The sequence below is a fragment of the Pseudomonas sp. PARCl1 genome (assembly GCF_947311875.1).
Classification (GTDB): Bacteria; Pseudomonadota; Gammaproteobacteria; order Pseudomonadales; family Pseudomonadaceae; genus Aquipseudomonas; species Aquipseudomonas juntendi.
Genome location: NZ_CAMZMX010000050.1, coordinates 1 through 13,306 on the forward strand (window position 1 = coordinate 1; position 13,306 = coordinate 13,306).

General features: G+C 64.6%; 11 protein-coding genes and 2 tRNA genes. 11 read left to right on the plus strand and 2 right to left on the minus strand.

Features of this window, described 5'->3' with window-relative positions:
* The first annotated feature begins 272 nt into the window (after positions 1–272).
* The 7 genes from QME24_RS21070 (at position 273) to QME24_RS21100 (ending at position 5,923) form a co-directional block, all read left to right on the plus strand.
* Positions 273–830 (plus strand): CvpA family protein, encoded by a 558-nt coding sequence (locus QME24_RS21070; protein ID WP_029886425.1) that lies wholly within the window; start codon positions 273–275, stop codon positions 828–830.
* Positions 831–872: 42 nt separating this feature from the next.
* Positions 873–2,378, plus strand: coding sequence for an amidophosphoribosyltransferase (purF, locus tag QME24_RS21075; RefSeq protein ID WP_009683775.1), 1,506 nt, complete (start codon positions 873–875; stop codon positions 2,376–2,378).
* A 16-nt stretch (positions 2,379–2,394) separates the two neighbouring features.
* Positions 2,395–3,606, plus strand: a complete 1,212-nt coding sequence (locus tag QME24_RS21080; RefSeq protein ID WP_054905333.1) for an O-succinylhomoserine sulfhydrylase — start codon at positions 2,395–2,397, stop codon at positions 3,604–3,606.
* Positions 3,606–4,376, plus strand: a complete 771-nt coding sequence (locus QME24_RS21085; protein WP_054905332.1) for an SDR family oxidoreductase — start codon at positions 3,606–3,608, stop codon at positions 4,374–4,376. The genes QME24_RS21080 and QME24_RS21085 overlap by 1 nt, the downstream gene beginning before the upstream one ends.
* A gap of 264 nt (positions 4,377–4,640) precedes the next feature.
* Positions 4,641–4,716 (plus strand) — tRNA-Val (locus QME24_RS21090).
* 66 nt (positions 4,717–4,782) lie between these two features.
* Positions 4,783–4,859, plus strand: a tRNA-Asp gene (locus QME24_RS21095).
* A 200-nt stretch (positions 4,860–5,059) separates the two neighbouring features.
* Positions 5,060–5,923: a DUF2242 domain-containing protein gene (locus QME24_RS21100; protein ID WP_009683772.1), complete on the plus strand. Its 864-nt coding sequence runs from the start codon at positions 5,060–5,062 to the stop codon at positions 5,921–5,923.
* A 33-nt stretch (positions 5,924–5,956) separates the two neighbouring features.
* Here the strand turns inward: QME24_RS21100 and QME24_RS21105 are convergent, their stop codons facing one another.
* Both QME24_RS21105 and QME24_RS21110 read right to left on the minus strand, forming a co-directional pair.
* Positions 5,957–7,210: an arsenic transporter gene (locus QME24_RS21105; RefSeq protein ID WP_054905331.1), complete on the minus strand. Its 1,254-nt coding sequence runs from the start codon at positions 7,208–7,210 to the stop codon at positions 5,957–5,959.
* Between the two features lie 7 nt (positions 7,211–7,217).
* Entirely contained in the window at positions 7,218–8,462 is a 1,245-nt protein-coding gene (locus QME24_RS21110; RefSeq protein WP_054905330.1) for an MFS transporter, read from the minus strand.
* Between the two features lie 232 nt (positions 8,463–8,694).
* Here QME24_RS21110 and QME24_RS21115 point away from each other — a divergent pair, with 232 nt between their 5' ends.
* The 4 genes from QME24_RS21115 to tcuB all read left to right on the plus strand — a co-directional run bounded on the left by QME24_RS21115 (position 8,695) and on the right by tcuB (position 13,247).
* Positions 8,695–9,489: a substrate-binding domain-containing protein gene (locus QME24_RS21115; RefSeq protein ID WP_054905329.1), complete on the plus strand. Its 795-nt coding sequence runs from the start codon at positions 8,695–8,697 to the stop codon at positions 9,487–9,489.
* A 78-nt stretch (positions 9,490–9,567) separates the two neighbouring features.
* The gene (locus tag QME24_RS21120; protein WP_054905328.1) at positions 9,568–10,488 is read left to right on the plus strand and encodes a LysR family transcriptional regulator; all 921 of its coding nucleotides are present in this window, start codon (positions 9,568–9,570) and stop codon (positions 10,486–10,488) included.
* A 142-nt stretch (positions 10,489–10,630) separates the two neighbouring features.
* Positions 10,631–12,085, plus strand: coding sequence for an FAD-dependent tricarballylate dehydrogenase TcuA (gene tcuA, locus QME24_RS21125; protein ID WP_232892715.1), 1,455 nt, complete (start codon positions 10,631–10,633; stop codon positions 12,083–12,085).
* A complete protein-coding gene (gene tcuB, locus QME24_RS21130; RefSeq protein ID WP_280091671.1) occupies positions 12,066–13,247 on the plus strand; it encodes a tricarballylate utilization 4Fe-4S protein TcuB in 1,182 nt (393 codons plus the stop codon). The genes tcuA and tcuB overlap by 20 nt, the downstream gene beginning before the upstream one ends.
* The last annotated feature ends 59 nt before the right edge of the window (positions 13,248–13,306 follow it).

A 13,306-nucleotide genomic window follows, 5' to 3' on the forward strand; every position in this document is an offset into this window, starting at 1 on the left:
GCACCAAGGCGTTCGCGCGCGAATCCCACAGGAATAATTGGCCCGAAACAAACGTAGGAGCGAGCGCAGCTCGCGATTGCGCCGCGCGGGCGGCGCTCGCTCTAACAGGCGCTGCCAGGCCTTACGGCAAACACCTGTCAGCCCTAAAGGCGATCCCTGTGGGAGCTGGCTTGCCGGCGATGAAGCAAACACCAATCCACCTGACATTCCGCTTACCCAAGCCCCCACCGCTCTGGTAAAATGCGCCGCCTCAAACGTCTGCAGGCAGCACCGTGGCATTTACCCTGGTTGATTGGGCGATCATCGCGATCATCGCCGTCTCCACACTGATCAGTCTCAAGCGCGGCTTCGTCAAGGAAGCCTTGTCCTTGCTCATCTGGATCATTGCCGGTGCGGTTGCCTGGATGTTCGGCGGTTCGCTCTCGGTGTATCTTGAAAGCTACATCCAGACACCATCGATGCGCGTCATCGCCGGCTGCGCCATTCTTTTCGTCGCCACCTTGCTGGTGGGGGCCATGGTCAACTTCCTGGTCGGCGAGCTGATCCGCGTGACCGGGCTGTCCGGCACCGATCGCTTCCTGGGCATGGCCTTCGGCGCCGCGCGCGGGGCCTTGCTGGTAGTGGTGGCCATCGGCCTGATCAGCCTGGGGCCGGTTCAACAGGACACCTGGTGGCAGGAATCGCGCCTGATACCACAATTTCTTCTGGTCGCCGACTGGTCGAAAAACCTGATTCTGGGTTTCGCCGGCCAATGGTCGCCCGGTGGTCTGATCAGCGCTCCGGCTGATCTTCCGTTCAAGGAACAGTTGCTCGGGCCAGCTAAGCCCTGAGCGCTATTCACTCAAGTTTCATCAAAGTAGGGGTTGCGTCGCATGTGTGGCATCGTCGGTATCGTCGGTAAGTCGAACGTCAATCAGGCGCTGTATGACGCGCTTACGGTCCTCCAGCACCGCGGCCAGGACGCTGCCGGTATCGTGACCAGCCATGACGGCCGGTTGTTCCTGCGCAAGGATAATGGCCTGGTGCGCGACGTGTTCCAGCAGCGCCACATGCAGCGCCTGGTGGGCAACATCGGCATCGGCCATGTGCGCTACCCGACCGCGGGCAGCTCGACCTCGGCCGAGGCCCAGCCGTTCTACGTCAACTCCCCGTATGGCATCACCCTGGCGCATAACGGCAACCTGACCAACGTCGAACAGTTGGCCAAGGAGATCTACGAGTCCGACCTGCGCCACGTCAACACCAACTCCGACTCGGAAGTGCTGCTCAACGTGTTCGCCCACGAGCTGGCGGTGCGCGGCAAGCTGCAGCCGACCGAAGAAGACGTGTTCGCTGCCGTTTCCCACGTGCACAGCCGCTGTGTGGGTGGCTACGCCGTGGTGGCAATGATCACCGGCTACGGTATCGTCGGCTTCCGTGACCCGCACGGCATTCGCCCGGTGGTGTTCGGCCAGCGTCACACCGACGAAGGCGTGGAATACATGATCGCCTCCGAAAGCGTCGCCCTGGACGTGCTCGGTTTCACCCTGATCCGCGACCTGGCACCTGGCGAAGCGGTGTACATCACCGAAGAAGGCCAGCTGTTCACCAAGCAGTGCGCCGAAGCGCCGAAGCTGCAGCCATGCATCTTCGAGCATGTCTACCTGGCCCGCCCAGACTCGATCATCGACGGTGTGTCGGTGTACAAGGCGCGCCTGCGCATGGGTGAAAAGCTCGCCGACAAGATCATGCGCGAGCGCCCTGATCACGACATCGACGTGGTCATCCCGATTCCAGACACCAGCCGCACCGCCGCCCTGGAGCTGGCCAACCGCCTGGGTGTCAAGTTCCGCGAAGGCTTTGTCAAGAACCGTTACATCGGCCGTACCTTCATCATGCCTGGCCAGGCGGCGCGCAAGAAGTCGGTGCGCCAGAAGCTCAACGCCATCGAACTGGAATTCCGTGGCAAGAACGTGATGCTGGTGGACGATTCGATCGTGCGCGGTACCACGTGCAAGCAGATCATCCAGATGGCCCGCGAAGCCGGCGCCAAGAATGTCTACTTCTGCTCGGCAGCCCCGGCAGTGCGCTTCCCCAACGTCTACGGCATCGACATGCCGAGCGTGCACGAACTGATCGCCCACAACCGCACCACCGAACAGGTGGGTGAGTTGATTGGCGCCGACTGGCTGGTCTATCAGGACCTGCCGGACCTGATCGACTCGGTCGGCGGCGGCAAGATCAAGATCGAGCACTTCGACTGCGCGGTGTTCAACGGTGAGTATGTCACCGGCGATATCGACGAAGCCTACCTTGACCGCATCGAGCAGGCCCGTAACGACCTGGCCAAGGTCAAGAACCAGGCGGTCAGCGCGATCATCGACCTCTACAACAACTGATTCAGGGAGCGACGGCATGACGGATCAATGGGATGCCGGGCGACTGGACAGCGACCTCGAGGGTGTCGGTTTCGACACCCTGGCGGTGCGCGCTGGCCAAAGCCGTACACCGGAAGGCGAGCACAGCGAAGCGCTGTTCCTGACCTCCAGCTATGTGTTCCGCACGGCGGCCGACGCCGCTGCGCGTTTCGCCGGCGAAACGCCAGGCAACGTCTATTCGCGTTACACCAACCCGTCGGTGCGTGTCTTCGAAGAGCGGCTGGCAGCGATGGAAGGCGCCGAGCAGGCCGTGGGCACCTCCACTGGCATGGCGGCGCTGCTTGCGGTGGTCATGTCGTTGTGCAGTGGCGGTGACCATGTGCTGGTGTCGCAGAGCGTATTTGGCTCGACCATCAGCCTGTTCGAGAAGTACTTCAAGCGCTTCGGCCTGCAGGTGGACTACGTGCCGCTGGCCGATCTCGCGGGCTGGGAAAAGGCCATCAAGGCCAACACCAAGCTGCTGATCGTCGAATCGCCGTCCAACCCGCTGGCCGAACTGGTCGATATCACTGCCCTCAGTGAAATCGCCCATGCCCATGGCGCCATGCTGGTCGTCGACAACTGCTTCAGCACCCCGGCACTGCAGCAACCGTTGAAGCTGGGTGCCGATATCGTGTTCCACTCGGCGACCAAGTTCATCGACGGCCAGGGGCGTTGCATGGGCGGCGCAGTGGCCGGCCGAGCCGAGCAGATGAAAGAGGTGGTGGGCTTCCTGCGTACCGCAGGCCCGACCCTCAGCCCGTTCAATGCCTGGATCTTCACCAAGGGCCTGGAAACCTTGCGGTTGCGCATGCGTGCGCATTGCGAAAGTGCCCAGGCCCTGGCTGAGTGGCTGGAGCAACAGGACGGCGTGGAGAAGGTGCATTACGCCGGCTTGCCAAGCCACCCCCAGCACGCCCTGGCCAAGCGCCAGATGAGTGGGTTTGGTGCAGTGGTCAGCTTCGAGGTCAAGGGCGGCAAAGAGGGCGCCTGGCGCTTCATCGACGCCACTCGGGTGATTTCCATCACCACCAACCTGGGCGACAGCAAAACCACCATCGCCCACCCGGCCACCACGTCCCACGGGCGCCTGTCGCCTCAGGAGCGTGAGGCTGCAGGTATTCGCGACAGCCTGATCCGCGTTGCCGTGGGCCTGGAAGACGTGGCAGACCTGCAGGCCGACCTGGCGCGCGGGTTGGCCGCACTGTGATGCAGATTGGCGGCAGCACCCCGGGCCACAACGGCCGGGTAGCCCTGGTGACCGGTGCCGCGCGCGGCATCGGCCTGGGTATTGCTGCCTGGTTGATCTGCGAGGGTTGGCAGGTGGTGCTCAGCGACCTAGACCGGCAGCGGGGTGCCAAGGTGGCCAAGGCCCTGGGTGACAATGCCTGGTTCATCACCATGGACGTTGCCGACGAGGCCCAGGTCAGTGCCGGGGTGTCCGAGGTGCTCGGGCAATTTGGCCGGCTGGATGCGCTGGTGTGCAATGCAGCGATCGCCAACCCGCACAACCAGACCTTGGAAAGCCTGAGCCTGGCGCAGTGGAACCGGGTGCTGGCGGTGAACCTCAATGGCCCGATGCTGCTGGCCAAGCATTGTGCGCCGTACCTGCGTGCGCACAACGGGGCGATCGTCAACCTCACCTCCACCCGGGCGCGGCAGTCCGAGCCTGATACCGAGGCCTACGCGGCGAGCAAGGGCGGCCTGGTGGCCTTGACCCATGCGCTGGCGATGAGTTTGGGCCCGGAGATCCGCGTCAATGCGGTGAGCCCTGGCTGGATCGATGCCCGTGACCCGGCGCAGCGCCGTGCCGAGCCATTGAGCGAAGCCGACCACGCCCAGCACCCGACGGGCAGGGTAGGGACCGTGGAGGATGTGGCTGCCATGGTTGCCTGGTTGCTGTCACGGCAGGCGGCGTTCGTCACTGGCCAAGAGTTCGTGGTCGATGGCGGCATGACCCGCAAGATGATCTACACCTGAGCTTCAAGCTGCAAGCTGCAAGCTGCAAGCTGCAAGAGGGGACCGCAAGGTTCCTTCGTCATTTGTAGGGTTCAGAAATTCATCAAGCGACCCCATGCTTCTTCTTGCCACTTGCCACTTGCCACTTGCCACTTGCCACTTGCCACTTGCCACTTGCCACTTGCCACTTCTTCGAAAAAAATCCAACGGGGCTATTGACTTAGCTTCGCCACCTGCGTAAATTTCGCGGCCTCAGCGAAGCAAACGCAACAAGTAACATCGCGAGGGTGATTAGCTCAGCCGGGAGAGCATCTGCCTTACAAGCAGAGGGTCGGCGGTTCGATCCCGTCATCACCCACCACTTCCTGAGATGTTCCTGCCGCTTCAGGTTTCGCAAGAAGCCCAGAGCCAGAGAGGAACGCACTGCGCAGCGGTAGTTCAGTCGGTTAGAATACCGGCCTGTCACGCCGGGGGTCGCGGGTTCGAGTCCCGTCCGCTGCGCCATCTTCGCCCCAAGGCCCCATGAACGCCTTGAGGCAACGTCAAAGCGACCTTCGGGTCGCTTTTTTCGTTCTGGTACCTGGCTGTTATTGGCCTGGGCCCACATTTACACCAACCTTACAGGTTCTTCACCGACCAGTGGTTGGTGTGCTTGCCTGCTGTGTTGCACAATAGGCACCCTCTCGACATACCCGGAATACGCAATGACCAGATCTTCCGTCTTTGGTGCGCTCGGGCTGGCCCTGGTGCTGGCGGGCGTGAGCGGTTGTTCCTCGAAAAAAGCGGCTGTCTACGAGCACGAGAACTTCGCTGACTCGGGTACGTTCTCGCGCAGTTTCCCGGTAAGCGATGCCGGCTCTTGCGAGGCGGCGCGGCGCGCCTTGCTCAGCCAGGGCTACATCATCACCAGCAGCGGTGCCAACCAGGTAGTGGGCAACAAGAGCTTCCAGCAGAACAGCGAAAACCACCTGCAGATCAGCTTCAACGTTACCTGCGCGCCAGACGCGAGTGACGACCAGCACTCGACCATGTTCGCCAACGCCCTGCAGGACCGCTACGCGCTGAAAAAGTCCAACACCTCGGCCAGCCTGGGCGTGGGCGTGCTGGGGTCGGTGTCGATGCCGATTGGCTCCAGCGACGACTCGATGGTCAAGGTCGCGAGCGAGACGGTAACGGCGGCGCAATTCTACGATCGCTATTTTGCCTTGGTGGAAAGTTACCTGCCCAAGCCGAAGAAGGTCAGCAAAGCCAAGGTCGAAGCGCCAAAAGTGGAAAAGCCGGCGGTTACCCTGGGGCTGCCGGAGCAAGCGGCGGCGAACCCGCTGGCACCGACCCCGGCGGCAGCAGCGCCGGCACCCGCTGCTGAAACTACGCCCGCCGCGCAGGCCGCGCCTGTCACCGAAACGCAGCCCGCGCCAGCAGCGGCTGCCCCAGCCACGGAGGCGCCAGTGGCACCCGTGGTGGATGACAGCCAAGGTTCGCAGCCGCTGGCACCGCCGCCCGAAGCAGCGCCGATTCAGGTGCAGCAGGAAGCGCAGCCGGCCGAGGCAGCCACGGCCACGCCTTGATGCTTTAGCAGTGCTGGCCGCTGGCGGGCCCTGTCATACCCACAGGGCCAGCAGCGCGGCGGCCAACGCAGGTGGCATCACCAGCGCACCCAGGCACAGAAAACGCCATGCGCTGACATGTTCCCCCTCCCTGCGGATCGCCACCAGCCACAACAGGGTGGCCAGGGAGCCGGTAATCGACAGGTTCGGCCCCAGGTCGACGCCGATCAGCAAGGCTGCAGTGGTTTGCTGGGGCAGCGCCACCAGCGAGCCCATGGACCCGGCGATCAACCCGGTGGGCAGGTTGTTCATCAGGTTGCTGGCGATCGCTACACCCACGCCGCCGACCCAGCTGGCGGTAACCGGTGTTTGTGCGGACAGGCTGGCCAGTGCCTGGGCGAGGCGTTCGATCAGCCCGGTCTGTGCAACGGCTTCGACCAGTATGAACAGGCCTGCCACCAAGGGCAGCACGCCCCAGGCCACGTGGCGCAGCACCGGCAGTGGGCTGCGTCGCTGCCACAGGTGGATCAGTGCCGTGGTCGCCACCCCGGCACAGAATGTTGGCAGCCCCAGCGCCCGGTCCAGTGCCGAGGCGCCCAGCAGCAACGCGCCGGTGACCACGATGCCCATTGCACACAGGCGGGCGCCAGTCGTCAGGGGCGCGCCGCTCACGCTCAGCGCCAGCGGTTGGCGGATCTGCCGGCGCTGAGTCACCCGCAGCACCCCATAGGTCAGGCAGATTGCGGCCAGGGAAGGCAGGCTGAACTGGCGTAGCCAGTCCAGCAGTGGCGGCATATGGCTGCCGAATACCACCAGGTTGGCAGGGTTGGAGATAGGCAGTACGAAACTCGCGGCGTTGGCGATGAAGGCGCAGATGAACAGGTAGGGCAGTGGGTCGGCCTTGGCGGCCTTGCACGCGGCATAGACTGCCGGGGTAAGGACCACGGCCGTGGCGTCGTTGGACAGGAACACCGTAACCAGCGTGCCCACCAGGAATACCAGGTCGAACAGCCGTTGCCCGGAACCCCGCGCATGCTGCACGGCATACCGTGCCAGCCAGTCGAACAGGCCTTCCTGGCGAGCGAGTTCGGCCAGTACCATCATGCCGATCAGAAACAGGTAGACGTCACCGCCTTCGGCCACCGCGGCCAGGGCCCGCCGAGGCGTCATCAGGCCAAGGCCGACCAGCAGCACCGCCCCGCCCATGGCCCAGACGTACTCCGGAACGCGCCATGGGCGCAAAATGACGCCGCAGGTCGCCAGTGCGGCGACCGCCCAGATGATCAATGCACTTTCACTGACCTGCATAAGGCGCTCAGTTTCCGACAGGGGTGGGCAGTGGCGCTGGCAGGCTGCGCGGGTGCGTTTCTGGCAGCGCCAGCACTACCAGGATGAAGGCGACCCCGGCGATACCGGCCAGGGTCAGGAACGCCGCATCGTAGCCCGCAGCCTGCACTACCAGCCCGGCGATGCCAGGGCTGAGCGCGGCGCCCAGCCCGAACACCGCGGTCAGCGCGCCAAGGCTCACATTGAATCGGCCGGTGCCTTCGGTCAGGTCCTTGACCACAATCGGGAACAGCGCACCGAAGATCCCGGCGCCGATGCCATCGAGCAGTTGCACGCCCACCAGCCAGAACGGGTTGTCAGACACCACGTAGAGCGCCCCGCGAAGCGGCAGTATCAGGAAACCGATCAGCAGGAACGGCTTGCGGCCCCAGTGTTCGGCCTTGGCGCCTACCAGCAGCGCCATGGGCACCATCACCAGTTGCGCGGCAACGATGCAGGCGGAGGTCAGCGGGGTGGCCAGCTGCAGGTCGACCTGCGAGAGCTTCTGGCTGACCAGTGGCAGCATGGCCGCGTTGGCCAGGTGAAACAGCGCGCAACACGCGGCGAATACCAGCAGGGTCCGGTTGTGCAGCAGTACCCGCAGCCCTGCAGGGGCGTCATCACCGCCAGGGCTATGCGCCAGGCCGCGAGCCAGTTGGTGATCGATGGCCGTGGCAGGCACGCAGCTCACCGCCACCACACTGGCCACGGTCAAGACGGCCATCAGGTAGAACACCACCACCGGGCCGAACAGGTAGGCCAGGCCGCCGGCCAGCAGCGCCGAACAGGCGTTGCCGGCATGGTTGAAGGTTTCGTTGCGGCCTACCCGGCGGGTAAAGGCCTTGGGGCCGCTGATGCCCAAGGATATGGCGGCAATCGCTGGCGCAAAGATCGAGCCCGCCAGGGCACTGATGGTCTGGGTCAGGGCTACCCCGCCGAACGAGGAAATCCACGGCAACAGCAGGCAGCTGCCAGTCACCAGCAGCGCAGCGATCACCACCACGGCACGCTTGGCTTTGGTACGGTCGATTAATGCCCCTGCCGGGGTTTGCGCCAACAGTGCAGCAATGCCTGCCAGGCTCATCACCAGGCCGATGCTTGCCGGTTGCCATTGATGCACCGCCAGCAGGTAGATGGCCAGGTATGGCCCAAGCCCGTCGCGCACATCTGCCAAAAAGAAGTTCAGCCAGTCGAGGGCGCCGTCGGGGGAAGCGGGAGAGCGTGGTTTGGCCAAGATGCAATCTCGAAAGGGATCATGGGGGGAGCGCACCTGCGGTGTGCGCCGGCCGCAACGGACAGGCACACAGCTTCGCCCGGGCCATGCTCGGTGGTCGTTATTCAATTGACAACTGGGTGGTGAAAAGCGCTTCGAAAACCGTACGTGAAACATTCTTAATGGCTGCTTCACGCCGCAGGCGCTTCCCGCTTCGCTAGCATGCCGTGCTTTTACTGCGGAGAAAACTCCAGTGTTTCGAATGTTGTCCTGTGCTGCTGTATTGGCATCTTCACTGACCTGCTCGCTCGCCCAGGCTGCGCCTGCCGAACCGGCGACCCTTACGGTCCTGAGCTCCGGTGGCATCATGGGCGCAATCCGGGAAGTGGCGCCTGCCTACGAGAAGAAATTCGGGGTCAAGCTGCAGGTGCTGGCCGCGCCTTCCATGGGCGAAACGCCACAGGCCATTCCCAACAGGCTTGCCCGTGCCGAGCCGGCGGACGTTGTGCTGATGGTGGGTGCTGCCTTGGACAAGCTGGTGGCGGGTGGCCAGGCTGACAAGAGCAGCCGGGTCGACCTGGGCCAATCGTTCATCGCCATGGCCGTGCGCCAAGGCCAGCCCAAGCCGGATATCAGCACCTTGCAGGGCTTGCGCGCCGTACTGCTCAACAGCAAATCCGTGGCGTACTCCGACAGCGCCAGCGGCGTCTACCTGTCCAAGACCCTGTTCCCCGGCATGCACCTGGGTGCTGGCTTCGCGGCCAAGGCCCACATGATTCCTGCCGAGCCGGTAGGCGCTGTGATCGCTCGCGGCCAGGCTGAAATCGGCTTCCAGCAGTTGAGCGAGCTCAAACCCGTCAAGGGCATCGATATCGTTGGCCTGATCCCGGCCGAAGCCCAGAAAATGACCCTGTATTCGGGCGCGGTGGTCAGCAACAGCCAGCACCATGCCGCCGCGCAGGCGCTGCTTGACTACCTGGCATCGCCACAAGCCGACGCAGCGATCGAGGACAGCGGCCTGAAGCCACTGCCCCATTCGCGCGGTTAGCGGCAGGGGGCGGCGCCATCGGGCCTGCTACAGGCTAAGATGCGCAAGGATAGCCCCCTATCGTTGAAAGAGAGCTGTATGGAGTTACGTCAACTTCGCTATTTCCTGAGTGTCCTGGAGCACGGCAGCCTTGGCAGGGCTGCGGTCGAGCTTGGCGTCGGTGCTTCGGCACTGAGCCAGCAATTGTCAAAGCTGGAAAGCGAGGTCTGTACCCGGTTGCTGACGCGCTCGAGCACCGGCGTGTCGCCGACTGCTGCGGGCCTGGCCTTCGAGTACCACGCGCGCCTGGCCCTGCGCCAGGCAGAGCACGCTGTGTTGGCCGCGCAAAGCGGCCGCATGAGCGGCTATGTCAGCGTGGGCCTGGCGCCGACTACAGCGTCGGTGCTGGGCCTGGCGCTGATCGACAAGATGCGTGAACGCTACCCCGACATCCGCCTGCACCTGGTGGAGATGCTCTCGGGCTACCTGGTGAACCAGCTCAACGCCAGGCACCTTGACCTTGCGGTGTTGTTCCAGGCAGAAGCGGGGCCGCGGCTGGATGTGCGGCCGCTGCTGACCGAGCGGCTGTTTGCACTCATCCCCGCCGCGCTGGTGCGCCCCGAATGGGGTGAATCGCTGACGTTGCAGCAGATCGCCACGCTGCCCTTGGTGATGCCCAGCACACAGCACGGCTTGCGCGCGACCCTGCGCGCGATCTTCGAGCGTGCCGGGCTGGAGGCCAACATTGTCATGGAAGTCGATGGCCTGTCGCTGCTGATGGATTGCGTTTGTGCGGGCCATGCCGCCACCCTGCAGCCGGGCGCCACGGTGGCCCGGGCGCACCAGGCGGGGTTGCGGGTCTATGCCATTGATGATGCCCAGGCGCAGCGCCGCAATGTGATGGTCAGCCTGGCCGACGACGAGCTGTCACCGGCTGCACTGGCGACCCGGATCGTGCTGCAGGAAGTGGCGCGGGCGCTGGTGGAGCAGGGGCGGTGGCCTGGCGCCCGGCTGCTCTGACGGTGGCCCGCTGCTTGCCCACCCTTTAGAAAAACTGAAGGCCCCCCCGGTGTCATCGCGTTTCGCCCCGCCCAGGCACTGATTAAAGTCCCTGGCCACGAGGAGCAGCCGACCATTCGGCGCTTCGTGACCTGGAGGCGAAATGATCGATGTGCTAGTCATCGGAGGGGGTAATGCCGCCCTCTGTGCCGCGCTGATGGCGCGCGAGGCCGGAGCCAGCGTGCTGCTGCTCGAGGCCGCACCCCGCGCCTGGCGTGGTGGCAATTCCCAACACACGCGCAACCTGCGCTGCATGCATGACGCCCCGCAGGATGTGCTAGTCGAAGCATACCCCGAAGAGGAGTTCTGGCAGGACCTGCTCAAGGTCACCGGGGGCCAGACCGACGAAAAGCTCGCGCGCCTGGTGATCCGTGCCTCTGCCAGTTGCCGGGGCTGGATGCACCGGCATGGCGTGCATTTTCAGCCTTCCTTGTCCGGTGCGCTGCACACTGCCCGCACCAACGCGTTTTTCATGGGGGGTGGCAAGGCGCTGGTCAATGCCTATTTCCGCAGTGCCGAAAAGCTGGGCGTGCAGATACGCTACGACACGCCTGTGGCCGACATCGAGCTGGACAACGGCCGCTTCGTTGCGGCCCATGTGCCGGCGCGCGAGGTTCAGGGGCGCACCCTGCCGGGCGAACGTATCGAGGCGCGCAGTTGTGTGCTGGCGGCCGGTGGCTTCGAGTCCAACCGCCAGTGGTTGCGCGATGCCTGGGGGCAGAACGAGCGGGGCGAATGGCCTGCGGACAACTTCCTGATTCGTGGTACGCGGTTCAACGAAGGGGTGCTGTTGCGCCGCATGATCGAACAGGGTGCCGACACCATCGGCGACCCCACGCAAGCGCACATGGTGGCGATCGACGCCCGGGCGCCGCTTTACGACGGCGGCATCTGCACGCGTATCGACTGTGTGTCGCTGGGGGTGGTGGTCAACCGCGACGGCCAGCGCTTTTACGATGAAGGCGAGGATTTCTGGCCCAAGCGCTATGCCATCTGGGGCCGGCTGGTGGCTCAGCAGCCAGGGCAGGTGGGTTTCTCGATCATTGACCAGAAAGCCCTAGGTCGTTTCATGCCGCCAGTGTTCCCGGGCGCCCGCGCCGACACCCTGGAGGAGCTGGCGGCGTTGCTCGGTTTGCCCGTGCCGGCCTTCGTCGAGACGGTGCAGGCCTACAACCGCGCCTGCCGGGTCGGCAGCTTCGATCACACCCGCCTGGACGACTGCCACACCCAAGGCCTGCAACCGGTGAAAAGCCACTGGGCTCGGCCGCTCGACACGCCGCCTTACTACGGCTACCCGCTGCGCCCCGGCGTGACCTTCACCTACCTGGGGCTGCGCACCGATGAAACGGCGGCCGTGCATTTTGCCGGTCGGCCCAGCCCCAACCTGTTCGTCGCCGGCGAAATGATGGCGGGGAATGTGCTGGGCAAGGGCTACACGGCAGGTGTCGGCATGTCCATCGGCACTGCCTTCGGCCGCATCGCCGGCACCAGCGCCGCTGCCGCAACCGGCCACGACCATCCAGAACACGAGAACGACCATGACCGCGCAACTGCCTGAAGCACACCAGCCCGTCGCCCAACCCGCAGCACTTGAACTGATACCTGCGCTGAACCTGGAAGAGCAGGAAGTCGACCGGCAAATGCGTATCTGCAATGCCTGCCGCTACTGCGAGGGCTTTTGTGCCGTATTCCCGGCAATGACCCGTCGGCTTGAGTTCGGCAAGGCCGACATCCACTACCTGGCCAACCTGTGCCACAACTGTGGGGCCTGCCTGCATGCCTGCCAGTACGCCGACCCCCACGAATTTGCCGTGAACGTGCCCCAGGCCATGGCCAAGGTGCGTGGCCAGACCTACGTCGAGTACGCCTGGCCGGCCCGCTTCGGCCGGCTGTATCAGCACAACGGCAGCTACGTCGCCGTTGCCCTGTCGCTGGCCCTATCGCTGTTCCTGCTGCTGACCTTGTGGCTCAACGGCACGTTGTTGCCGGGGCGGCTGGCCGGAAACTTCTACGCGGTATTCCCGCACAACACCCTGGCATTGATGTTCGGTGGGGTATTCGCTGCGGCGGGCCTGGCGCTTGGGGTTGCGGTACGTCGCTTCTGGCGCGCTGTGTCGCCTGCAAACGCCCAGGCGCAACCCGCCCAAGGCGCCGTGCTGGAGGCAACCAGCGCGGTGTTGACCTTGAAGTACCTGGACGGTGGCCACGGCCAGGGCTGCAACAATGCCGATGACCGCTACACGCTGTGGCGCCGGCGCTTCCATCACATGACCTTCTACGGCTTCATGCTGTGCTTTGCCGCCACGGTGGTCGCTACCGGCTACCACTACCTGCTGGGCCAGCAGGCGCCATACCCGCTGCTCAGCGCGCCGGTGCTGCTGGGTACCCTGGGGGGTATCGGTCTGATCGTCGGCCCGCTCGGGTTGCTGGCGCTGAACCTGCGCCGGACCCCGGAGCAGGGCGACGTCGCCCAGCGCCCCATGGACCGTGCCTTCATCCTGCTCCTGCTGCTGGTCAGCGCCAGTGGCCTTGCCTTGCTGGGCCTGCGTGATACTGCAGCGATGGCGATCGTGCTGGCGCTGCACCTGGGTACGGTCATGGCGCTGTTCATCACGTTGCCCTATGGCAAGTTCGCCCATGGGCTGTTCCGCTCGGCGGCCCTGCTCAAGTTCGCCATCGAGAAGCGCCGCCCCAACACCCTCGGCCTGGGCGGGGAATGACGATGAGTGCTGCCGCCCTGCACCCCTCGCTGCACCCAGGCCAACGCCAGGCTGACCGG